This window comes from Sphingomonas citri, from assembly GCF_019429485.1.
In the GTDB taxonomy this organism is placed as follows: Bacteria; Pseudomonadota; Alphaproteobacteria; order Sphingomonadales; family Sphingomonadaceae; genus Sphingomonas; species Sphingomonas citri.
Map to the genome: position 1 here is coordinate 1,096,930 of NZ_JAHXZN010000001.1, position 22,327 is coordinate 1,119,256.

A 22,327-nucleotide genomic window follows, 5' to 3' on the forward strand; every position below is an offset into this window, starting at 1 on the left:
TACCGTGGATCCTGAAACGAGTTCAGGACGACGCTGGTGAGAGAAGGCGCCCTCTTCGCCTTATCCGCAGGCGCCGACCAGCGCCTCCACCTCGCGCCCCACCGGCGTCGCCGCGCGGCGCGTCAGCAGCCGCCGCAGCGGGTAGAGCACCGCCGCCGCGCGCACCGACAGCGTCAGCACCACCGCGACCGCTGCGAGCGAGGCGCACACCAACAGCCGCACCCAGCGCTCGCCATCGATCGCAGTGCCGGCGCGCATTAGTGCCACGACGATCAACGCCGCACCCAGCCCGCGCAGCCAGCGCCGCTGTGCCGGCGACGTAGCGCCCGCGTCGCGGTGGAAGCGGTGGGACGCTGCCGCGAGCAGCACGAACGCCAGCGCACACAGCATGAAACCCTCACACATGCGCAAACTCTCCCACCTTCCTGCGTGTCTTCACCTGCCGCTCGCGCCCAGCGCTCCACGCTGCTGCCGCGAGCGAAGCAGCGATCGCGAGCATCGCCACGTCGAAGCCCACGAACAGCCCATCCCCGGCGCGAAGCGAGGCGAAGAAGCCGCGCTCGGTCGTGGCCGCGTTGACGAAGGGGATCGCACCGAAGAGCAGGGCCCCGAGCGCGAACAGCTCGCACCACGCGCGCTTCGCCGGACGCGCCAGCTGAAGTAGCGCGGCACCGCCCCAGGCATAGAACATCGTCGCCACCTCGGCGTCGGCGCGCCCGACCGCCGCGGCCGGGATCAGCCGGTTGGCGAGCAGATAGCTGGCCATGCCGATCGGCAGCGCGGCGATCGCGGCGATGTTAAGCCGCTCGACCAGCCGCAATCCGACGAACGGCGCGGCGTTCGGCCGGCGTCGCGCCGCGGTCCAGAGCAGCAGCCCGGTGCCCACCATGGCCGCGCCGGTGAGCCCGAGCGCGAACAGCAGCCAGCGCAGCGCCGGCGCGGCGAACTGCGCGGTGTGCAGCCCCAACATCACCCCGGCGGTGGAGAGCGCCGGCCCGGCGCCGACGTCCGCCGCGGTCACGCGCCCGGTCGAGCCCGAATAGGTCACCGTGCCGCCGCGCGCGTTGAGACCGCTCGCCCCGCCCGACGCCACCGCCACCGTCGCCGCGGCGTCACCGGGGAAGCGGATCACCACGCGCTGCGCGTGCTGGCCGAGGCGCCGCTCGGCGTCCGCGATCAGCGGCGCCACCGCCACCAGCGGCGCGGCGCGACCGCTCGCCTTGTCGTCGAAGACATAGCCATAAGCCTCTTTGCCGAAGTCCGCGGGCTGCTGGTAATTGGCGACGATCGGCCAGGGCATGTACATCAGCACCAGCGTCATCAGCCCGGTGTAGGTTATCACCGCGTGATACGGCAGCGCGAGCACCGCCGAGACGTTGTGCGCGTCGAGCCAGCTGCGCTGCCCCTTGTTCCAGCGGAGCGTGAAGAAGTCGGCGAAGATGCGCTTGTGCGTCACCACGCCGGACACGATCGCGCCCAGCATGAACATCGCGCACAGCCCCGCGAGCCAGCGCCCCCAGGGATGCGGCAGCTGGAGCTGGAAGTGGAAACGATAGAAATGCTCGCCGCCGCGAGTCTCCCGCGCGTGGATCGGCTCGCCGCTGCGCGGGTCGAGCTCCAGCTCGGGCGGGCGCGGGCGCTTGGCGGGCTTCGCGTCCGCACCGGGGATGGCGAACACGCGCGTGACCGCGGTGCGGTCGTCGGGCAGATAGATGTACCATTGCTCGTCGCCGACACCGACACGCGACAGGTAGCTCACCGCGGACTGCGCCGCCGCCGCTGCGCCCACCCGATTGGCGGGCTGCTCGGGCTGCATCCACTGCGTGATCTCAGGGCGGAAATAACTCGCGGTGCCGGTGAGGAACATGGCGAACAGGATCCAGCCGGCGAGCAGGCCGAGCCAGCCGTGTATCCACGCCATCGACTGCCGCAGCGAGCGGGTCACGCGCGCGCGCCGATCAGCCAGACCGCGCCGCCCGCGAGCGCGGCGACGCCCCATACCAGCGCGGCCACGCGGACGAGCTTGGGCTCGTGGAAGCACCACAGGCCGATAACCGCATAGACCAGGAAGCTGGTGATCATGCCCCAGGCGGTCGCCTCGGCGCGCGACACGGGCAGCAACCGCGACACCAGGCTCACCAGCCCCGCGGTCGCGGCATAGCCGCCGAGCAGCGCGGTAGTGCAGCGCGCGAGCATGGCGAGCGCGGCGGGGCGGATCAGCACCCGGCGTCGCGGCATCTCCCCTCGCTGCATCAGCATCTGACCTTTCCCCTTGCCCCGTCGCTCGATCACTTATAGCGGCCTTTGCGAGTCACTAGCAATAGCGAAATAAGGGGTCGATATGAACAACAAGCGCGCTGTCTGGCTACTCGCGTCGATCATCGCGGCGGGGATCGCGCTGGCCGCCGCGCCCGCTGCGGCGCGGCCGTTCGCCGGCCTCACCGACGCCGATTCGCTCGTGCCCGTCGACGCCCCCGCCCCCGCGGACGACTCGGGCGACCGCGACGACATCCTCGTCACCGGCGAGCGTGAGCGCCGCGACGGGCGTAGCGGTGCCAAGACCGACACCCCGCTGATCGCGCTGCCGCAGACCGTCACCGTGATCGACGAGGACGAGCTCACGCGCCGCAACGCGCTGTCGATCAACCAGGCGCTCGGCTATGTCGCGGGCGTCGCCCCCAACCAGCGCGGCAATGTGGCGACCCGCTACGACCAGCTCTTCCTGCGCGGCTTCACCCCCGGCGTCTTCATGGACGGCATGCGCCAGCAGGGCGGCGTCTACTCGAGCCCGCAGACCGACTTCCACCTCGTCGAGTCGGTCGACGTCATCAAGGGCCCCGCCTCGGTGCTCTACGGCAGCGGCACCCCCGGCGGGCTGATCAACCTGACGAGCAAGCTCCCCTATGCCGAGGCAGGCGGACGGATCGAGCTGGCCGGCGGCAATTTCGACCTGCTGCGCTCGGCGATCGACCTCAACCAGCCGCTCGACCGCGACGGCCGCTGGCAGTTCCGCGTGATCGCCGGCGGCGAGCGGAGCGACGGCTTCCTCCGCCACACCCGCAACCGGCGCTACTACGCGCGCCCGATGCTGACCTTCGCGCCCGACGATCGGACCAGCGTGACGCTGATCCTGAGCTACCAGCGCGACCCCGAGGCCTCGTCGTACAGCGGCGTGCCAGCGTACGGCTCGGCGCTGCCCAATCCCTTCGGCACGCTGCCGGTCGACCTCAACGTCTCCGAACCCGGCTACGAAGCGTTCGACCGCAAGCAGAAGTCGGCGACGCTGCTGTTCCGCCACCGCCTGTCGGACGCGCTGACCTGGACCACCAACGCGCGCTACTATGACGTCGACCTTCACTACCGCCAGATCTACCTCTCGGCGTTCCGCACCGCCGGCACCGGCGCGGCACGCGCCACCGACTTCTCGACGATCGTGCGCGGCGGCGGGGGTTCGGACGAGCGCTTCCGCACCACCACGCTCGACAACCGGCTCGCCGCCGAGCTCGCCACCGGGCCGGTGCGCCATGTCGTGCTCGCTGGACTCGATTACGCGCACAACGAGGGCCGCAACGACCAGGGTTTCCTCACCGGCGAGACCAGCGATCCCGCCACCAGCATCAGCGACTTCAACCTGTTCGCGCCGCGTTACGGCGGCACCCTGCCCAGCTTCGCACTGACGCAGACGCGCAACTTCCGCCGCATCGACCAGACCGGCGCCTATGTGCAGGATCAGATGACACTCGGCGGGCTCAACCTGATCGCGAGCGGGCGGTGGGATTGGTACGATCAGCTCACGCGCAACCGCACCAGCGGCGCGGTGACGCGCTCGTCGCAGACCGCCTTCACCGCGCGGCTCGGCGCGCTGTACGAGACCGAGTGGGGCATGGCGCCCTTTGCCAGCTATGCCGAGAGCTTCGAGCCGCAGACCGGCGCCACCTTCGAGGGCATCGCGTTCGTGCCGGTGACCGGGCGGCAGTATGAGGCCGGGCTCAAGTTCCAGCCGCGCGGCACCGAGGCGCTGTTCACCCTCTCCGTCTTCGACCTGCGCCGGCAGAACGTGCCCGTCGCCGACCCGTCTCGCCCCAATTTCCAGATCCAGGTCGGCGAGGTGAAGGTGCGCGGCATCGAGCTCGACGGTCGCGGGGAGGTCGCGCCCGGCGTCTCCGTCGTGGTGGCGGGGAGCTACACCGACCCGCTCGTCACCAGCGGCACCGTCGCGGTCGGCAGCGGGGGCCAGCTCGCCGGCGTCACCGGCACGCGCCCGCTGGGCGTGCCGCGGTGGAGCGCGTCGAGCTTCCTCTCCTGGGATCTGGGCGACTCGGTCGCCGGGGCGCTGGGCGGCGTGTCGGTCGGCGGCGGCGTGCGCTACGTCGGCGAGTCGGACGGCACCGCCAGCTATGTCCGGAACAACGCCACGATCGTCGAGCGCTTCGACTCGCCCGGCTATGTGCTGGCGGACGCGCTGCTCGGTTACGACTTCGGCGCACTCGATCGGCGGTGGGACGGGCTGAGCCTGAGCGTCAATGCCAGCAACCTGTTCGACACGCGCCATATCGCCAGCTGTTTCTTCAACAACAGCTGTTACTATGGTGCGTCCCGGACGGTGATGGGAACACTTCGCTACGCCTGGTGAGGCCGTCGTAGTTATAGCGTCATTAACCAAAATCGGCGATGGTGCGCGTATCCCGTGGAGCGCGACGAATGACCGATCCTGCCGCCGATAGTCCGATGCGCCGCGCCGTGGCGCTGTGCCGCCGCCATGTCGCGGCGGCCTTCGGATTCAGTGCCCTGGTCAACGTGCTCTACATCGCGCCGACCTTGTACATGCTCCAGGTCTACGATCGGGTTGTGCCGACGCAGGGGCAGCTCACCCTGTTGTTCCTGACGCTGGTGCTGCTCTTCGCGCTGGTCACGCTGTCGCTGCTCGACCGCGTGCGCACGCGGCTGCTGGTGCGCGCGGGCGTGCAGCTCGACGCCGCGCTCGCGCCGGCGCTGCTCGACTCGACGCTGGGCCGCCCCGACCTGCCGATGGCGCGCCAGGCGCTGCGCGAGTTCGATACGTTGCGCCAGACGCTGAGCGGCGCGGGCGTGCTCGCGCTGTTCGACGCGCCCTGGACGCCGATCTACATCTTCGTCTGCTTCCTCGTTCACCCAGCGATCGGCGCGGTGGCGCTGGTCGGCGGCACGATCCTGCCCGTGCTCGCGTGGCGCAACGAGCGCGCGACCCGCACCGCGCTCGAGCGCGCCCAGGTCGCCGCCGCCAGCAGCTACGCCAGCCAGGAAGCGATGCTCGGCGGCGCCGAGGCGGTGCGCGCGCTCGGCATGCGCCGCGCGATGGTGGCGCGCCAGCTGCGGCTGCGCGAGGCGATGCTGGCGCAGCAGACCGCGGCGGGCTTCACCGGCGGCAATTACCTCACCGCGACCAAGTTCGTGCGGCTCGCCCTGCAGAGCCTGGCGCTCGGGCTGGGCGCGCTGCTGGCGATCGACAATCAGATCTCGGCGGGGGCGATCTTCGCTTCCTCCTTCCTGATCGCGCGCGCGCTCGCGCCGATCGAGCAGCTGATCGGCGGGTGGAAGGGGATCGCCCAGGCGTTCGGCAGCTACCGCCGGCTTGACAAGCTGCTGATCGAGACGCAGCACGCCGCGCCTGCCACCCAGCTGCCCGCCCCGCGCGGCGCGATCGCGCTGGAAGGTGTGACGTTGCTCAACGACACGCGCGACGGCACGATCGTCTCCGACGTGACGCTCCAGATCGCGCCGGGCGAGGTGGTGGCGATGATTGGGCCCAGCGGCGCGGGAAAGTCGACACTGGCGCGGATCATCGCCGGCGCGGTCCGCCCCGATCGCGGCCGCGTGCGGATCGACGGCGCCGATCTCGGCGACTGGGACCCGGAGCGGCTCGCCGCGCACGTCGGCTACCTGCCGCAGGAACCGACGCTGTTCGCGGGCACGATCAAAGAGAATATCGCGCGCTTCCGCGGTGAGCTGGGCGAGGACAGCGCCGCGCTCGACGCCGCCGCCATCGCCGCGACCGAGCGCGCCCGCGCGCGCGAGCTGGTGCAGCGGCTGCCGAGCGGCTTCGATCACCAGCTCAAGCCCGGCGGGCGCGGCCTCTCCGCCGGCCAGTCGCAGCGGGTCGCGCTGGCACGCGCGATGTACGGCGACCCGGCGCTGCTGGTACTCGACGAGCCCAACGCGCATCTCGACTCGGAAGGCGACGCCGCGCTGCTCGCCGCGATCGATCACTACAAGCGCGCCGGCCATACCATCCTGGTGGTCAGCCATAAGCTCGGCATCCTGCCGGTGGTCGACAAGCTGCTGCTGATGCGGGGCGGCCGGGCCGAGCTCTTCGGCCCGCGCGACGAGGTGCTCCAGCGCATCGCACCGCCCAAGCTGCGCACCGTCCCCGCCGGCGGGACCGCGCCCGCACCTGCCCCCGCCGCCGACCTCCCCACTCCCGCCGCGAGCGCCTGACATGGCCAGCCTGCCGATCACCGACACCGTCCACCTGCCCGCCGACCCGCGCCGCGACATCCGCGCCGGGATCGTCGTCGCGACCTTGTTCTTCGTGCTCTTCCTCGGCTGGGCCGCCTTCGCGCGGCTCGACGCCGCCGCTTACGCCGAGGGCGTGCTCCAGGTCTCGGGCCAGCGCCAGACGGTGCAGCACCGCGACGGCGGCGTGGTGCAGGCCATCCTCGTCCGCGAGGGCGAGCGCGTCCGGCGCGGGCAGCTGCTGATCCGGCTCGCCTCGCCCGAGGTGCGCGCCACCGAGCGCGCACTCGCCTCTCAGGCAATTCGGTTGCTGGCGCAGCGCGCGCGGCTCCAGGCCGAGCAGCTCGGCCAGGGGCAGATCGCGACCCCGGTCGAGTTCGCGTCGATGCCCGAGGAGGACAAGCCCGAGATCGCGCTGGCGATGCGGCTCCAGCAGACCGAGCTGCGCGCGCGCACCGCGACGCTCGCCGCGCAGCGCGACGCGCTCGGCCAGCGCGGCGCCCAGTCGCGCGAGCAGGGCCGCGGCTACGGCGAGCAGGTCGTCTCGGCGCAGGAGCAGCTGCGGCTGCTCGACGCGCAGCTCGACGCGCTGCGGCCCGTCGCCGCCAAGGGCTTCGTCTCGCAGACCCGCCTGCGCGAGCTGGAGCGGATGCGGGCCGAGCTGCAGGGCCAACGCGGCCAATATGCCGCCAGCGTGGCGCAGACGCGCGAGGCCGCGCGTGAGAGCCAGATCGAGCGGCTCGAGGCCGAACGCACCTTCAGCGAGCGCACCGCCGCCGACCTGCGGGACGTCGAGACCAAGCTGGGCGATGTGCTGCCCAAGCTGGGCGCGGCGCGCGACCAGCTGGCGCGGACCGAGATCCGCTCGCCCGCGACCGGCGCGGTGGTGGGGCTGACGGTGTTCACCCTCGGCGGCGTGATCGCGCCGGGGCAGAAGCTGATGGACGTGGTGCCCGAGCGGACGCCGCTGCGCATCCAGGCGCGCATCTCGCCCGACGACGCCGACGACCTCAATGTCGGCCAGAGGACGCTCGTGAAATTCCCCAGCCTGCACGAGCGCGACCTGCCCGAGCTGACCGGCGAGCTGACCCGCCTGTCGGCCGACAGCTTCACCGACGAGAAAACCGGTCGCAGCTATTTCACCGGCGAGGTGGTGGTGCCGCCGTCGCAGCTGCGGCTGCTATCGAGTTTCCGCGGCAAGGACTTCCAGCTGCGCGCCGGCATGCCCGCGCAGGTGCTGATCCCGCTGCGCAAACGCACCGCGCTCGACTATGCGGTGGAGCCGCTGGTGGGCGGCTTCTGGGCCTCGTTCCGCGAGCACTGATGGGGCGGAGAGGGTCTGGCGGGCTCCTGTCACACACTCGCGTCCTCCCCTTTTTCTTCATTGCCGCGAAGGCTGGAGTCCAGACGCGCTATCCTCCGTTGGGGGGCGGGGCGGGTTCTCCCAGCATTCTGAGGACAACGTCTCGCTTCCTAATCGCCTGAGGCGACGTACGCGCCGCTCACGAAAGTCCGCGCGTCTGCTTCCCCTGCGCGGGGATGACGGAAGGGCGGGACAGAGTGCGGCAACAAAGTTCCGTCTCATCGACTCGCCTCGTCGACGATGTGCCTCATTCTGGCGCTCGATCACTTAGCATTAACCATCTCCGGCGTAGAGCGACCGCGTTCCGAACGATTAGCAATCGGCGACGACGGGACGCCTTTCCAGCTCCAGCGACGAGACCGATCATGGCCCAGCCCATGTCCGCCCCCCTTCCACCCGCCGAGCCGAAGCGCTCGCACCTCTATTTCCTCCGCGCACTCGCGCTGCTGCGGCCCGAGAAGATCAAGGCCGGGTCGCTGATCGGCGCCGGCCTGCTCGTCGCGCTGCTTCAGGTCAGCGAGCCGCTGCTGTTCGGCAAGGCGGTCAACGGCCTCACGTCGGGCGCCGGGCCGATGCGCTATGTAGCGATGTGGTGCGGGATCAGCGTCGCGGTGTTCCTCGCCAGCGTGGTCATCTCGCTGCTCGCCGACCGCATGGCGCACCGTCGCCGGCTCGCCGCCATGTCCTCCTACGTCGAGCATCTGCTCGCGCTGCCGCCGTCGTTCCACACGCAGGCGCGCTCGGGGCGACTGATGCGGATCATGATCTCGGGTTGCGACGCGTTGTTCAACCTGTGGCTGCCGTTGCTGCGCGACCAGATCACCAACCTCGCCATCGTCGCGGTGCTGCTGCCGATCGCGCTCGCGACCAACTGGCGGCTCGCGCTGGTGCTGCTCGCGCTGATGGTCGTCTATTCGGCGGTCAACCTCGTGGTGATGCGCCACACCTCGACCGGTCAGGCGCAGGTGGAGGACCGGTTCACCGACATCTCGGGCAACCTCGGCGACCTGTTCGGCAACGTCACCGTCCTGCAGAGCTTCCTCGCGGTACCGGGCGAGCTCGGCAACGTGCGCCGCTCGCTGCACGACCTGCTCCACGCGCAATATCCGGTGCTCAACTGGTGGGCAGTCTCGGCGGTGCTGACGCGCGGCGCCTCGTCGATCGCGATCGTCTCGATCTTCGGCTTCGGCGCGGCTTTGGTATCGCGCGGACTGGCGACGATCGGTGACGTCGTCTCCTTCGTCGGCTTCGCGACGCTGCTGATCGCGCGGCTCGAGACGATCACCAGCTTCATCGTCGACAAGGCGCAGCGCCTCCCCGCGCTGGTGCAGTTCTTCGACGTGCTCGACCAGCAGAGCCATATCGGCGAGGCCGCCGACGCGCGGCCGCTCGCGGTGAGCGAGGGTCGGGTCACCTTCGAGAGTGTCTCGTTCCGCTATCCCACCGGCTCGGGCGCGGTGCGCGACCTCAGCTTCGAGGTCGAGCCGGGCCAGACGGTCGCGATCGTCGGCCCGACCGGGTCGGGCAAGTCGACCGCGCTGGGCCTGTTCCAGCGCGCCTATGACCCGGAGAGCGGTCGCATCCTGGTCGACGGGCAGGACATCCGCGACGTCACGCTCGCCTCGCTGCGCGCCGCGACCGGCGTGGTGTTCCAGGAGGCCGGGCTGTTCAACCGCTCGATCGCGGAGAATATCGCGATGGGCAACCCGGACGCGACGATGGAGCAGATCGAGGACGCGGCGCGGATCGCCGGCGCGTACGACTTCATCATGCGCAAGCCGCAGGGCTTCGCCACCCCGGTCGGCGACCGCGGCGCGGGCCTGTCGGGCGGCGAGCGCCAGCGCATCGCAATCGCGCGCGCGCTGCTGAAGAACGCGCCGATCCTGCTGCTCGACGAGGCGACCAGCGCGCTCGACGTCGCCACCGAGGCGCGCTTGCAGGAGAGCCTGGAGCGGCTGCGCCAGGGCCGCACCACCTTCGTGATCGCGCACCGGCTCTCCACGGTGCGCGCGGCGGACCGGATCGTGGTGCTCGACCAGGGCCAAATCGTCGAGCAGGGCGGCTTCGACGAGCTGCTCGCGCGCGGCGGCGCCTTCGCCCAGCTCGCGGCGGACGGCGGGCTCACCGTGCCCGCGGCGAACGACGACGCGGGCGAGCGCGCGGCGGCGTGAGCGCGGGCGGGGCGTGAGGGGCGGTTGGCAAGCATTCCTCCCCGCTCCCGGGAAAGGGGACCAGCCGCAGGCTGGCGGAGGAGGGCTTCCTCAGGCGCTGCGCCAATGAAGGATCCCCCTTCAGCGCGCCCTTGGCGCGCGGTCCCCCTCCCCGTGCCGGGGAAGATCTCCGTTGTGGGCGCCGTCCTCAGAGTGAGCATAGTCGATCTTACGCCCGCCCCGCCGCTACATCGGTCGACGCTCGAGGTCCCGCGCGCGATAGACACGTGATGTCCTCGGACCTCGGCGCCCATATCCCACTCGAACACTGGCGCTCGCAGCTCGCCACCGGTGGGCGCGAGGTCCCCGGCTTCGACCCGAACGACGGCGGCGCCGCGGCGCGATTGCTTCTCCTCCTCGAGACCCCTGGCGCGCATGGCCCGGCGATCGTCTCGCGCGACCACGCCACGGGCACATCGCGCAACCTCAAGCGCTTCCTCGCCGACGCCGGCATCGAGCGGCACGACACGCTGCTGTGGAACGCGGTGCCGTGGAATGTCCACGCCCGCGGCGAGCGCAACCGCCCACTCCGCCGTGGCGAGATCGTCGAGGATCTCGCGCTCCTGCCGCCGCTGCTTCACCTGCTGCCGCGGCTGGACGTAGTGGTACTCGCCGGCCGGGTCGCGCGTGAGGCCGCCGCGCTGGTCGAGCGCGAGCGGCCTCACGTCGAGGTCCTGACGATGCCGCACCCGTCGCCCACCTATGTCTGTACCAGCCCAGCGGTGCCGCGGGCGATCGCCGCGACGCTCGCCGAGGCCGCGGCGCGGCTCAGTCGAGCCGGCGCGCCAGTTCCACGTTGAGCCCCAGCGCCGCGAGCGTGCCGAGCGCGCCCGAGAGCAGGTACGCTCCCGCTGCGACCAGTCCGAACGCCTGGGTCAGCGCCAGCGCGGCGAGCGGTGCGAAACCGGCGCCGAACAGCCAGGCGAGGTCCGAGGTCAGCGCCGCGCCGGTGTAGCGGGCGCGCTTCGGGAAGTTGCTCGTCACCGCGCCCGACGACTGGCCAAACGACAGGCCGAGCAGCAGAAAGCCCATCACCATGAACAGCACCTCGCCCGCGCGGCCGCCGTTAAGCAGCTGCGGCGCGAACCCGCTGTAGGCCGCGATGCCCGCCGCGGTGTAGCCGAGCACGCTGCGCCGGCCGATCCGGTCGGCCAGCAGCCCCGACAGCACGATAGCGCCGAGCCCGACCACGCCACCGATCGTCTCGATCAGCAGGAAGCTGGCGATGTCTTCGCGCGTGAACAGGTTGACCCAGGACAGCGGGAACACCGTCACCATGTGAAACAGGGCGAAGCTGGCGAGCGGCGCGAACGCGCCGATGATGATGTTGCGCCACTGCGCCTTCACCGTGGCGCCGACCGGCGAAGGGGTGAGCTCGCGGCTCTTGAACAGCTCGGTGTATTCGGGCGTGACGACGATGCGCAGTCGCGCGAACAGCGCCACCACGTTGAGCGCGAACGCCACGAAGAACGGGTAGCGCCAACCCCAGGAAATGAAATCCTCCGCGGGTAGGGTCGAGACGAAGAAGGCGAACAGCGCGCTCGCCACCACCAGGCCCAGCGGTGCGCCGAGCTGGGGCACCATCGCCCACCAGCCGCGCTGCTTCTCGGGCGCGTTGAGCGCGAGCAGCGAGGCCAGCCCATCCCACGCGCCGCCCAGCGCAATGCCCTGACCGATGCGGAACAGCGCCAGCAGGATCGCCGACCAGCCGCCGATCTCGGCATAGCCGGGCAGGAAGGCGACCAGCACGGTCGACGTGCCGAGCAGGAAAAGCGCCATCGTCAGCTTGGTGCCCCGGCCATGGCGGCGATCGACCCACATGAAGATCTGCGTGCCGATCGGGCGCGCGATGAACGCCAGCGGGAACAGCGCGAACGACCACAACGTGGCGGTGATCCGCTCCATGTACGGGAACACCACCGTCGGAAACACCAGCACCGACGCGATGGCGTAGACGAAGAAGTCGAAGAATTCCGACGTTCGTCCGATGATCACGCCGATCGCGATCTCGCCGGGACGGACCTGATGGTCGTCCCGCGTGTTGACGTTGCGGGCGCCGCGCTCGAGCGGCGCGGAGTGTGCGGTGGCCATTCTATGTTCCCGATCGGACGTATCTCGCGGCTCCTTAGCCTAACTGCCACAACGCCGGGATGGGACAAAATGTCCTATTCCGCTGCGCCGCAGCAAAGCCTAGCTGCGCGCCCATGATCCCCCTGCCCTCTCCCTCGCCTTCGCGGCGCCTGGCGTCGCTCGCGCCGCGCCTGCTCGCGCTCGGCGCGCTGGCCCTGCTCGGCGGCTGCGACACCGTGGTCATGAACCCCGCCGGCGACGTCGCCGTGCAGCAGTCGAACCTGATCATCTGGTCGGTCGTGCTGATGCTGCTGATCATCGTGCCGGTGATGGCGCTGACGGTGCTGTTCGCGTGGCGATATCGAGAGACCAACACCGAGGCCACCTACGAGCCCGACTGGGACCATTCAACCGGCCTCGAGCTGGTGATCTGGTCGGCGCCGCTGCTGATCATCATCGCGCTGGGCGCGCTGACCTGGGTAGCGACGCACACGCTCGACCCCTATCGCCCCCTCGCGCGCACCGCGCCGGGCAAACCGGTCGCCGCGACCGATCGCCCGCTCGAGGTGCAGGTGGTCTCGCTCGATTGGAAGTGGCTGTTCATCTACCCCGAGCAGGGGATCGCGACGGTCAACGAGCTGGTCGTGCCGGTGAACCGGCCGGTCAAGTTCACCATGACCTCGTCCAGCGTGATGAACGCTCTCTGGGTGCCGGCGATGGCCGGCATGGTCTATACCATGCCGGGCATGGAGACGGTGCTGCACGGCGTGCTCAACCGTACCGGCAAGTTCGCTGGTCGCTCGGGGAACTACTCGGGGGCGGGCTTCTCGCACATGACCTTCTGGACCCACTCGGTCTCGCCCGCGCGGTTCGAGCAATGGGCCGCCGGGGTGAAGCAGAACCGCTGGCGCCTCGACACAGCTTCCTATCTGAAGCTGGAGCAGCCGACCGAGAAGGTGCCGCCGCTCGGCTTCGGCAGCGTCGACCCCACGCTGTTCCGCCGCGTCGTCGCGATCTGCGTCAAGCCGGGCACCGACTGCATGCAGGGTATGTCGCACGCGGGGCCGGCGGTGAACGACCGCGCGCCGCGCGCGGGCGAGGCCGAGGGAGCGCTGACGCGTGACCCGTCCGAGAAGGGCGAGTCGCCGCACCTCAGCGCGCCGCACGGCCAGGCCCCGGGCCAGAACGATCCCGGCGCCGGCAGCAACCGCAACATGACCGAGCTTCACCTTCCGGCGCCGCTTCGCGCCCGTGCCTCGAAGGAGGCCTGAGGACCTATGTCGGACGATCTCATCAAGACGATCTTCGGACGGCTCTCGCTCGAGAGCTTCCCGATCCACGAACCGATCCTGATCGGCACCTTCGCGATGGTGGCGCTCGGCGGCGCCGCGCTGCTGGGCGCGCTGACCTACTTCCGCCTGTGGGGCTATCTCTGGAAGGAGTGGTTCACCAGCGTCGATCACAAGAAGATCGGCATCATGTACATCGTGCTGGCGCTGGTGATGTTCCTGCGCGGCTTCGCCGACGCGCTGATGATGCGCGCGCAGCAGGCGATCGCCTTCGGCGGCAACGAGGGATTCCTGCCTGCACACCATTACGACCAGGTGTTCACCGCGCACGGCGTGATCATGATTTTCTTCGTGGCGATGCCGTTCGTCACCGGGCTGATGAACTATGTGGTGCCGCTGCAGATCGGCGCGCGCGACGTCAGCTTCCCGTTCCTCAACAATTTCAGCTTCTGGATGACGGTCAGCGGTGCGGTCATCGTGATGATGAGCCTGTTCGTCGGCGAGTTCGCGCGAACCGGCTGGCTGGCGATGGCGCCGCTGTCGGGGATCGACTATTCGCCCGATGTCGGCGTCGACTATTACGTCTGGGCATTGCAGATCGCGGGCGTCGGTACCTTGCTCTCCGGCGTCAACCTGCTCGCCACCATCATCAAGATGCGCGCGCCGGGCATGACGCTGATGCAGATGCCGATCTTCACCTGGTCGGCGCTGGTCACCAACGTGCTGATCGTGGCGGCCTTCCCGGTGCTGACCGCGGTGCTGGCGATGCTGAGCCTCGACCGCTACGTCGGCACCAACTTCTTCACCAACACCGGTGGGGGCAACCCCATGATGTACACCAACATGATCTGGATCTGGGGCCACCCGGAGGTGTATATCCTCATCCTGCCCGCGTTCGGTGTCTTCTCGGAGGTGGTCTCCACCTTCTCGGGCAAGCGGCTGTTCGGCTACACGTCGATGGTCTACGCGCTGATCGTCATCTGCATCCTGTCGTACCTGGTGTGGCTGCACCATTTCTTCACGATGGGCTCGGGCGCGAGCGTCAACAGCTTCTTCGGCATCACAACGATGATCATCTCGATCCCGACGGGGGCGAAGATCTTCAACTGGATGTTCACGATGTATCGCGGGCGCATCCGGTTCGAGCTGCCGATGATGTGGGCCGTCGCCTTCATGCTGACCTTTGTGATCGGCGGCATGACCGGCGTGATGCTGGCGGTGCCCCCGGCCGACTTCCAGTTCCACAACTCGCTGTTCCTCGTGGCGCACTTCCACAACGTGATCATCGGCGGCGTGCTGTTCGGCATGTTCGCTGGCGTGAACTACTGGTGGCCCAAGGCCTTCGGCTTCAAGCTCGACAAGTTCTGGGGCACGATCAGCTTCTGGTGCTGGGTGGTGGGCTTCTGGGTCGCCTTCACGCCGCTGTACGTGCTGGGCCTGATGGGCGTCACCCGCCGCCTGCGCGCCTTCGACGATCCCAGCCTGCAGATATGGTTCGTGATCGCCGCCGTCGGCGCGCTGATCATCGCCGCCGGCATCGGTTCGATGCTGATTCAGTTCTACGTGAGCATCCGCGACCGCGAGAAGCTGCGCGATTTCACCGGCGACCCGTGGAACGGTCGCACGCTGGAGTGGGCCACTTCGTCGCCCCCGCCGGCGTATAATTTCGCCTTCTCGCCGGTGATCCACGACCTCGACGCGTGGCACGACATGAAGCAGCGCAAGGCCGAGCGGCCGACCGAGGGCTTCCGCGCGATCCACATGCCCAAGAACACGGGCGCTGGCATCATCCTGGCCGGGCTGTCGACCGTCTTCGGCGTCGCCATGATCTGGTACATCTGGTGGCTCGCCGCGCTCGCTTTCGTCGCGCTGCTCGCCGTCGCGATCGGCCATACCTTCAACTATGACCGCGACTTCCACATCCCCGCCGAGGATGTCGTGAAGAACGAAGACGCGCGCACCCGCGCGCTCCAGAGCGCGGGGATCTGAGACCGATGAGCACGATGACGCAGACTCCGCCCGGCACGGAAAACCCGGTCTTCTACGACCTCGACGAGCACGAGCATCCGCCGGGGCACAGCACGATGCTGGGCTTCTGGCTCTACCTGATGAGCGACTGCCTCATCTTCGCGATGCTGTTCGCCGCCTATGGCGTGTACGGCGGCAGCTACGCGGGCGGGCCGACCGCGCGCGAGCTGTTCGAGCTGCCGCTGGTGGCGGTGAACACGACGATGCTGCTGCTGTCGTCGATCACCTATGGCTTCGCGATGATCAGCGCGGACGAGCGCAAGCGGGGTGCGGTGCTCAGCTGGCTCGCGATCACCGCGCTGTTCGGCGCCGCCTTCCTCGCGATCGAGCTCTACGAGTTCAGCAACCTCATTCACGAGGGTGCGGGGCCGCAGCGCTCGGCCTTCCTCTCGTCCTTCTTCACCTTGGTGGGGACGCACGGGCTGCACGTCACCTTCGGCCTCATCTGGCTGGGGACGCTGATGGTGCAGGTGTCGCGCCGCGGGCTGGTCGACGCCAACCTGCGCCGGCTGCAGTGTCTGTCGCTGTTCTGGCACTTCCTCGACGTCATCTGGATCGGCGTCTTCACCTTCGTCTATCTGCTGGGAGTGCTGCGCTGATGAGCGCCGACACGCATCACGGCCACGCCGCCGATCACGGGCACGCGCACGGAAACGGGCACGGGCACGGGCACGGGCACGGTCATGACGACCCGCACGGCGGTGCCGCGCACGGATCGCGCAAGGGCTATTGGATCGGCTTCCTGCTCTCGGTGCTGCTCACCGCGCCCGCCTTCGCGCTGGTGATGAGCGGCGTCATCGCCGACCCGCGGCTCACCGCGGGCATCGTGATGGCGCTCGCGATGGTGCAGATCGTCGTCCACATGATCTACTTCCTGCACATGAACACCAAGTCCGAGGCGGGCTGGACGATGATGGCGCTGATCTTCACCGTGATCATCGTCGTGATCGTGATCTCGGGCTCGCTCTGGGTCATGTATCACATGAACCTCAACATGATGCCGCAGATGCAGGCGGAGATGTCGAGCGCCGGCATGTGACCCGGCGGCGCGTCTTCCTGGCGCTGGCGGTGCTCGGCACCGCGCTGCTCGCCGGGTTGGGCGTGTGGCAGGTCGAGCGACGCGCTTGGAAGCTCGCGCTGATCGAGCGGGTGGAGCGGCGTCTCGCCGCCGCGCCGGTCAATGCACCGCCCCGCGCGGCGTGGCGCGGCATCGCCGATGACAGTGCCTATCTTCGGGTCCGCGCCACCGGCCGGTGGCGCCACGCGGCCCCGGTGTTCGTCCAGGCGGTGACCGACTACGGCGGCGGCTATTGGGTGATCGCCCCGCTCGACACGCCGGGCGGCACGATCCTGATCAACCGCGGCTTCGTCCCGCTCGGCGACCGCGCCACGATCCACGCGCCCACGGGTGAGGCGAGCGTCACTGGGCTGCTGCGGGTGACCGAACCGGGCGGCGCCTTCCTCCGCGACAACGATCCCGTCGCGGATCGCTGGTACTCGCGTGACACGGCGGCGATCGCGCGCGCGCGCCGGCTGGGGGATGTCGCGCCCTATTTCATCGACGCCGACGCGATCGGGAGGGCGGGCTGGCCGCGCGGCGGGCTGACGGTCGTCCGCTTCCGCAACACGCACCTGATCTACGCGCTGACATGGTTCACGCTCGCGGCGATGATGGCGTATCTTGCCTATCGCATAGCGCGTGCGACGGGGGAGACGTGAGCGGCTCTGCCGTGCTCGTAATCACCACAGCGCGCGACTTCCCGTCGCGCCCTGACACGGCCTTTACCGCCACCGCGTCTTGCTCCGCGGTCCACGTCACCGCCAGCGCATCGTCCGGGGCGAGCGCGGGACGGTGGAAACCGGAACAACTCCCGGACGATGGCACTTTCCATTCGAAAGCGCATGCGCCCTTGCGCCATGTCACGCGGCAACGAGAAACGTTAGTCTAACTCATGCCCCACCTCGCCAACATGCTCGGGCCGCTCGCGCGCGGCGGGCCGGGCGGACGGAACGTCCGCCTGCTCGCGCTGCTGCGCTGGCTCGCGGTGGCGGGGCAGCTCGCCGCGATCCTGCTCGTGCATTTCGTCGTCGGCGTCCGTCTGCCGCTGGTGCCGATGCTCGGCGCGCTCGCGGTGCTGGTCGGACTGAATGTCGCGGTGAACCAGGTGGTCGAGCGTCGACCGATCACCAACGCCGCGCTGTTCGCCACCTTGTTGGTCGACGTCGCCTGCCTGACGACCCAGCTCTATCTGAGCGGCGGAGTGAGCAACCCGTTCGTCACGCTCTTCCTGCTACAGGTCGTGATCGCCGCGCTGCTGCTGCGCGGGTGGACGAGCTGGGCGATGGTGGTGATCACCAGCACGCTGTTCGCTTGGCTCGCCTGGGCCGCCCCGCCCTTCCCGCTGCCGCGCTTCTGGGCGTCCGAACTCTCGATCCCCTATGTCGCGGCGAGCTGGTTCAACTTTACCCTCACCGCGACGCTGCTGGCGCTGTTCGTCACGCGCATCGTCCGCAACGTCTCCGAGCATGACGCGCGGCTCGCCGCCTTGCGCCAGCGCGCGGCGGAGGAGGAGCATATCGTCCGCATGGGTTTGCTCGCGAGCGGCGCGGCGCACGAGCTCGGCACGCCGCTCAGCTCGATCGCGGTGATGCTGGGCGACTGGCGGCGCGAGCCGGCGATCGCGCGCTCGCCGGCGCTGCTCGCCGATCTGGACGACATGCGCGCCGAGGTGACACGCTGCAAGGACATCCTCAGCCAGGTGCTGCTCGCCTCGGGCGAGGTGCGCGGCAATGCCCCGATCCGCACGACGCTGCGTACCTTCCTGTCGGGGATCGTCGATTCGTGGAACGAGAGCAAAGGGCCGACCGCGACCTACGAGCATCTGATGACGAGCGACCCGCGCATCGTCGCGGACAAGGCGCTGGCGCAGACGATCACCAACCTGCTCGACAACGCGGTCGAGGCCGGCGCGAAGACGATCGCCTTGTGCGCCTGGTGGGACGGTGACCGGCTGGTGCTCGCGGTGCGCGACGACGGCGCCGGCTTCCCGCAGTCGATCCTCGACGGGCTCGGCAAGCCCTATCTCAGCACCAAGGCGCGGCGCGGTGCCGGGCTCGGGCTGTTCCTGGCCGTCAACGTGCTGCGGACGCTCGGCGGGACGGTATCAGCGCGCGTGCGCGAGCACGGTGGCAGCGAGGTGACGCTGACGCTGCCGCTCGCCGCGATCTCGATCCCGGAGGAGACGTCATGAGCGTGCGCCGCCTGCTGATCATCGAGGACGACGCGGTGTTCGCGCGCACGCTGGCGCGCTCGTTCGAACGACGCGGCTATCAGGTCCGCGCGATCACCGACCCGGAGGAGCTCGACGCCGCCGCTGCCGAGTTGAAGCCCGACCATGCGGTGGTCGACCTGCGGCTCGGCAGCGCCTCGGGGCTGACCTGCGTCGAGCGGCTGCATGCGATCGATCCGGCGATGCGGATCGTGGTGCTCACCGGCTTCGCCAGCATCGCCACCGCGGTGGAGGCGGTGAAGCTGGGGGCGACCAATTACCTGTCCAAGCCGGCCAACTCCGACGATATCGAGGCGGCCTTCCAGGCCTCGGGCGAGGGTGACGCCTCGGTCGAGCTGGTGGCGCATCCCACCTCGCTGCGCACGCTGGAGTGGGAGCATATTCACCAGACGCTGGCGGACTGCGGCTTCAACGTCTCCGAGGCGGCGCGACGGCTCGGCATGCACCGGCGCACCCTGGCGCGGAAGCTGGGCAAGCGGCATCTGTGATCGACGTGCCCCGGCGAAGGCCGGGGCCAAGTGGGATGTTGGTCGCGTCCCCCACCAACCTTTCCCAACTAGGCCCCGGCCTTCGCCGGGGCGCGATACCTACGCCCCGAACCGCACCTTCGCGCCCGCGTAGAAGTAGCGCCCAAGCGATGAGATCGGCTGATCGACCGAGTCGACCGACGGCCGCTGGTTCGCCAGATTGTTGACGCCGACGTAGAAGCCGACGCCCTCGTCAGGCGCGACCTGCACCTGCACGTCGTGCTGCCACAGCTCCTTGTAGCGCAGCAGCGCGGCGGGCGCGTAGTCGGGGTTGTTGTCGGTGGTCAGCTTGGCGAAGCGGCGGGTCGCGTCGAACCAGCGCAGGTTGTAGCTCAGCGTCACCTCACCCAGCGACCATGTCGGCGAGAAGACGAAATTGTACTTGGGGCGGTTGAACTGATCGACCTGGTCCTCGACCTGCGCGCCCGGCGTGGCGATCTGCTCGAGCTTGTTGAGATAACCCCCGACGAAGCGGATATCGAACGTCCCCGCCGAGGCGGTACGCAGCACATAGCTGATGTTGAGGTCGAGCCCGGCGGTGGCGTAGCGTGCCACGTTCTGCGGCTGCACCGTATAGCCGTTGATATAGCCGGTACCCTGCCGGCGCCTGATCGCGGCACAATAGACGTTGTCGAGCGTCGGCTGGTCGACGCAGAGGTTGGCGATCGTGTTGGCGTCGGCGATGCTGATCGCGTCGTCCAGGCGGATGTCGTACCAGTCGGCCGAGATCGTCAGTCCGGGAAGGAAGCGCGGGCGCAGCACCGTGCCTGCGGTCCAGGTGCGTGCGGTCTCCTCCTTCAGTCCCGGGTTGCCGCTGCGCGAGCCGTTGATCAGCACCGCGGCGTCGGGGTTGTTCGCCGCGGTGAAGGCCGCCGGATCGGCGCCGAGCCCGCTGATCAGGGTCGCGCAATTGGCCGCACGGGTCGACGTCCCGGCGTTGCGATTCTCGACGTAGCACGGGTCCGAGAAGAAGTTGGTCGCCGGCCCGACCGGCGCGAACAGCTCGCCGATGTTGGGCGCGCGCACCGCTTGGCTGTAGCTGCCGCGGACGCTGATATCGCGCACCGGCGCCCACACCCCATTGAACTGATAGGCCTTGGTGCTGCCGATCGTGGAATAGTCGGAATAGCGGCCAGCCGCCCCGACCGAGAGCGTCTCGAAGAAGGGTCGGTCGCGCAGCAGCGGCACGTCGACCTCGCCGAACACCTCCCATACGTCGAAGGCGCCGCGCGAGGGCGAGATGACGAAGGTCGGGTCGAACTTGTTGCCCTCGTCATATTGGTACCATTGCTCGCCGGTGAGGAAGCTGTTGGGATCGAAGCGGCTGGTCTCGCGACGATATTCGCCGCCGAGCGCGAACTTCACCGGGCCGCCGGGCAGGGCGAACAGCGCGCCGAAGTCACCCGTCAGTGCCGCGCTCGCGACCGACTGGGTCACGCGCGCGCTGCTGACATTATCGTTGGTCGCCCAGGCCAGCGCCGCCGGATCGGTAACGTTGACCCCGAAGGTGTTGATCGGGAGACAGCCGCTATTCGGTCCCGGCGTGAAGCTGTTCGTCGGCACCTGCACCGCGGCGGGGTTGAGGTTGGAGCGACAGGTCGGGCGACCGGTGGAGGGATCGGTCACCACGTCGAGCGCGGCGTAGTAGCGGTCCTCCCAGCGATCATTGAGCTTGGTGATCCGCACGTCGGTCTGGCCGTAGGTATAGGACACGTCGTAGCGCGCGTGATCGCTCACCGCGCCGGTCGCCGCGATCACGCCGCGCCAGGTGCGACGGCGGTCGCTCTCGCCCAGCCGCGGGTAATCGGTGTTGTTGCGGTTGGACGAGATCACACGCTGCGCGTTGGCCAGCGCGGCGTCGCGCAGGTTGAGCGGCAGGTAGGGGTTATCGAGCGTGAAATCGCCGGTGTAATTGCCGGTAAAGCCACCGAAGGTGGTGGCGGTCGACTGGACGAACTTGCCTTCCAGGCTGAGCTGGAACGCGTCCGAGAAATCGTAGTGCGTCAGCAGGTTGACCGCGTGGCGCTCGGTCTTGGGCAGCAGGTCGCCGACATAGCCCGCGACCGAGGTGGCGCTGCCGCCGCTGGCGAAGCCGCCCCCGGCGTCGGTCCCGGGGTCGTAGAGCGAGCCGTCGCCGTTGTAGAGCGTGCCGCCGATGTCGACCACGCCCGCGGGCGAGCCGCCGGGATAGCGCAGGTCGCCCGCGAGCACCTGCTGATAGGTCCCCGAGCCCGGCCCGGCATAGGCCGGGTTCGACACGGTGTAGAGCCGGTTCTGGCGGCGCAGGAACGAGCGGTCGTCGTTCTGGAGCGGATCGTCGGCGTTGTACTCGTAATAAGCGGTGACGTTGCCGCGTCCGCCCGCGAAATTCTTGCCGGCCATCAGCGAGGCGAAGCGGTTGCCGGCGTCGCCCTGCTCCGAGATGCCGAACTGGGTGCGTCCGGCGACGCCGTCGAAGTCGCGCTTGAGGATGAAGTTGACCACGCCCGACACGCCGTCGGCGCCATAGACCGCCGAGGCGCCGCCGGTGAGCACGTCGACGCGCTCGATCAGGTCGGTCGGCAGTGAATTGATATCGACCGCCGCGCTGTCGATCTGCCCCGAGACGTGGCGCCGCCCGTTGACCAGCACGAGCGTCCGCGCCGAGCCGAGCCCGCGCAGGCTGAGCAGGTTGAGCCCCGCCGCGCCGTAGAGCTGGTTGTCCGGCCGGTTCGGGCCGGCGCTGTCGGCATTGTCCAGCGAGGTGGTCAGCGCCGGCACGCGCTGGAGGAAGGTGGTGACGTTGGTGTTGCCCGACTGCTGGATGCGCTGGCTGTCGTACGAGACAATCGGGTTCGGCGCCTCGAAGTCGGGACGTGCGATGCGCGATCCGGTGACCACGATGTCATCCTCGGTGCTCGTTCCGGACGTGTCGGGAGCGGCGTCGGCGGGTGCCGTCGCCTGCGCCCAGGCGGGCACGGCGAACACGCAGGCGAGTGCGCCCGCGAGCAACAGGGCTCGCGACGAGAGCTGAGACGGCATCCAGATTCCCCTTCGGATCGTGCCGGCCCCTGCACGC

The 22,327-nt window shown here is 69.3% G+C and carries 17 protein-coding genes; 12 read left to right on the plus strand and 5 right to left on the minus strand.

All coding sequences use genetic code 11. From position 1 onward, the window contains the following. Nucleotides 1-60: 60 nt before the first annotated feature. From KZ820_RS05210 to KZ820_RS05220, 3 genes are read right to left on the minus strand one after another with little or no spacing between them, the layout of a single operon-like run. Nucleotides 61-390 (minus strand): DUF3325 family protein, encoded by a 330-nt coding sequence (locus KZ820_RS05210; RefSeq protein WP_219747529.1) that lies wholly within the window; start codon nt 388-390, stop codon nt 61-63. 7 nt (nt 391-397) lie between these two features. Continuing rightward, a complete protein-coding gene (locus tag KZ820_RS05215; RefSeq protein ID WP_219747530.1) occupies nt 398-1,945 on the minus strand; it encodes a PepSY-associated TM helix domain-containing protein in 1,548 nt (515 codons plus the stop codon). Continuing rightward, nucleotides 1,942-2,238 (minus strand): hypothetical protein, encoded by a 297-nt coding sequence (locus KZ820_RS05220; protein WP_219747531.1) that lies wholly within the window; start codon nt 2,236-2,238, stop codon nt 1,942-1,944. The genes KZ820_RS05215 and KZ820_RS05220 overlap by 4 nt, the downstream gene beginning before the upstream one ends. A gap of 103 nt (nt 2,239-2,341) precedes the next feature. On the opposite strand from KZ820_RS05220, the gene KZ820_RS05225 reads away from it, so the two are divergent. The 5 genes from KZ820_RS05225 to KZ820_RS05245 all read left to right on the plus strand — a co-directional run bounded on the left by KZ820_RS05225 (nt 2,342) and on the right by KZ820_RS05245 (nt 10,865). Further along, entirely contained in the window at nt 2,342-4,633 is a 2,292-nt protein-coding gene (locus KZ820_RS05225; RefSeq protein ID WP_219747532.1) for a TonB-dependent siderophore receptor, read from the plus strand. Nucleotides 4,634-4,701: 68 nt separating this feature from the next. Then, on the plus strand, nt 4,702-6,474 hold the full coding sequence (locus tag KZ820_RS05230; protein WP_258047735.1) for a type I secretion system permease/ATPase: 1,773 nt from the start codon (nt 4,702-4,704) through the stop codon (nt 6,472-6,474). Nucleotide 6,475: 1 nt separating this feature from the next. Continuing rightward, nucleotides 6,476-7,816 (plus strand): HlyD family type I secretion periplasmic adaptor subunit, encoded by a 1,341-nt coding sequence (locus KZ820_RS05235; protein WP_219747533.1) that lies wholly within the window; start codon nt 6,476-6,478, stop codon nt 7,814-7,816. A 404-nt stretch (nt 7,817-8,220) separates the two neighbouring features. Continuing rightward, entirely contained in the window at nt 8,221-10,026 is a 1,806-nt protein-coding gene (locus KZ820_RS05240; RefSeq protein WP_219747534.1) for an ATP-binding cassette domain-containing protein, read from the plus strand. A gap of 269 nt (nt 10,027-10,295) precedes the next feature. Further along, nucleotides 10,296-10,865 carry a uracil-DNA glycosylase family protein gene (locus KZ820_RS05245; RefSeq protein ID WP_219747535.1) on the plus strand — a complete coding sequence of 190 codons (570 nt, stop codon included), beginning with the start codon at nt 10,296-10,298 and terminating at the stop codon, nt 10,863-10,865. Here KZ820_RS05245 and KZ820_RS05250 read toward each other — a convergent pair. After that, nucleotides 10,834-12,156, minus strand: a complete 1,323-nt coding sequence (locus tag KZ820_RS05250) for an MFS transporter (protein ID WP_219747536.1) — start codon at nt 12,154-12,156, stop codon at nt 10,834-10,836. The two genes, KZ820_RS05245 and KZ820_RS05250, sit on opposite strands and share 32 nt — an antisense overlap. 113 nt (nt 12,157-12,269) lie before the next feature. Here KZ820_RS05250 and cyoA point away from each other — a divergent pair, with 113 nt between their 5' ends. The 7 genes from cyoA to KZ820_RS05285 all read left to right on the plus strand — a co-directional run bounded on the left by cyoA (nt 12,270) and on the right by KZ820_RS05285 (nt 19,230). Continuing rightward, nucleotides 12,270-13,406 (plus strand): ubiquinol oxidase subunit II, encoded by a 1,137-nt coding sequence (gene cyoA, locus KZ820_RS05255; RefSeq protein WP_219747537.1) that lies wholly within the window; start codon nt 12,270-12,272, stop codon nt 13,404-13,406. A 6-nt stretch (nt 13,407-13,412) separates the two neighbouring features. Further along, the gene (cyoB, locus tag KZ820_RS05260) at nt 13,413-15,413 is read left to right on the plus strand and encodes a cytochrome o ubiquinol oxidase subunit I (RefSeq protein WP_219747538.1); all 2,001 of its coding nucleotides are present in this window, start codon (nt 13,413-13,415) and stop codon (nt 15,411-15,413) included. Between the two features lie 5 nt (nt 15,414-15,418). Beyond that, entirely contained in the window at nt 15,419-16,051 is a 633-nt protein-coding gene (cyoC, locus tag KZ820_RS05265) for a cytochrome o ubiquinol oxidase subunit III (RefSeq protein ID WP_219747539.1), read from the plus strand. Beyond that, nucleotides 16,051-16,491 (plus strand): cytochrome o ubiquinol oxidase subunit IV, encoded by a 441-nt coding sequence (gene cyoD / locus KZ820_RS05270; RefSeq protein WP_219747540.1) that lies wholly within the window; start codon nt 16,051-16,053, stop codon nt 16,489-16,491. The genes cyoC and cyoD overlap by 1 nt, the downstream gene beginning before the upstream one ends. Next, nucleotides 16,488-17,171, plus strand: a complete 684-nt coding sequence (locus KZ820_RS05275; protein WP_219747541.1) for an SURF1 family protein — start codon at nt 16,488-16,490, stop codon at nt 17,169-17,171. Before cyoD ends, KZ820_RS05275 begins: the two co-directional genes overlap by 4 nt. A 233-nt stretch (nt 17,172-17,404) precedes the next feature. Then, nucleotides 17,405-18,703 (plus strand): ATP-binding protein, encoded by a 1,299-nt coding sequence (locus tag KZ820_RS05280; RefSeq protein WP_258047736.1) that lies wholly within the window; start codon nt 17,405-17,407, stop codon nt 18,701-18,703. Continuing rightward, a complete protein-coding gene (locus KZ820_RS05285) occupies nt 18,700-19,230 on the plus strand; it encodes a response regulator transcription factor (RefSeq protein ID WP_219747542.1) in 531 nt (176 codons plus the stop codon). Before KZ820_RS05280 ends, KZ820_RS05285 begins: the two co-directional genes overlap by 4 nt. A gap of 99 nt (nt 19,231-19,329) precedes the next feature. Here KZ820_RS05285 and KZ820_RS05290 read toward each other — a convergent pair whose 3' ends face one another. Beyond that, on the minus strand, nt 19,330-22,290 hold the full coding sequence (locus KZ820_RS05290) for a TonB-dependent receptor plug domain-containing protein (RefSeq protein WP_219747543.1): 2,961 nt from the start codon (nt 22,288-22,290) through the stop codon (nt 19,330-19,332). Nucleotides 22,291-22,327: the final 37 nt, after the last annotated feature.

Excerpts from the sequence above, each read along its gene's own strand:
- cyoA (WP_219747537.1), top strand. The coding sequence starts at position 12,270 with ATGATCCCCCTGCCCTCTCCCTCGCCTTCGCGGCGCCTGGCGTCGCTC.
- KZ820_RS05210 (WP_219747529.1), bottom strand. The coding sequence starts at position 390 with ATGCTGTGTGCGCTGGCGTTCGTGCTGCTCGCGGCAGCGTCCCACCGC.
- KZ820_RS05250 (WP_219747536.1), bottom strand. The coding sequence starts at position 12,156 with ATGGCCACCGCACACTCCGCGCCGCTCGAGCGCGGCGCCCGCAACGTC.
- cyoD (WP_219747540.1), top strand. The coding sequence starts at position 16,051 with ATGAGCGCCGACACGCATCACGGCCACGCCGCCGATCACGGGCACGCG.
- KZ820_RS05285 (WP_219747542.1), top strand. The coding sequence starts at position 18,700 with ATGAGCGTGCGCCGCCTGCTGATCATCGAGGACGACGCGGTGTTCGCG.
- KZ820_RS05235 (WP_219747533.1), top strand. The coding sequence starts at position 6,476 with ATGGCCAGCCTGCCGATCACCGACACCGTCCACCTGCCCGCCGACCCG.
- KZ820_RS05230 (WP_258047735.1), top strand. The coding sequence starts at position 4,702 with ATGACCGATCCTGCCGCCGATAGTCCGATGCGCCGCGCCGTGGCGCTG.
- KZ820_RS05240 (WP_219747534.1), top strand. The coding sequence starts at position 8,221 with ATGGCCCAGCCCATGTCCGCCCCCCTTCCACCCGCCGAGCCGAAGCGC.
- cyoC (WP_219747539.1), top strand. The coding sequence starts at position 15,419 with ATGAGCACGATGACGCAGACTCCGCCCGGCACGGAAAACCCGGTCTTC.
- KZ820_RS05280 (WP_258047736.1), top strand. The coding sequence starts at position 17,405 with ATGCCCCACCTCGCCAACATGCTCGGGCCGCTCGCGCGCGGCGGGCCG.
- KZ820_RS05290 (WP_219747543.1), bottom strand. The coding sequence starts at position 22,290 with ATGCCGTCTCAGCTCTCGTCGCGAGCCCTGTTGCTCGCGGGCGCACTC.
- KZ820_RS05225 (WP_219747532.1), top strand. The coding sequence starts at position 2,342 with ATGAACAACAAGCGCGCTGTCTGGCTACTCGCGTCGATCATCGCGGCG.
- KZ820_RS05245 (WP_219747535.1), top strand. The coding sequence starts at position 10,296 with ATGTCCTCGGACCTCGGCGCCCATATCCCACTCGAACACTGGCGCTCG.
- cyoB (WP_219747538.1), top strand. The coding sequence starts at position 13,413 with ATGTCGGACGATCTCATCAAGACGATCTTCGGACGGCTCTCGCTCGAG.
- KZ820_RS05220 (WP_219747531.1), bottom strand. The coding sequence starts at position 2,238 with ATGCCGCGACGCCGGGTGCTGATCCGCCCCGCCGCGCTCGCCATGCTC.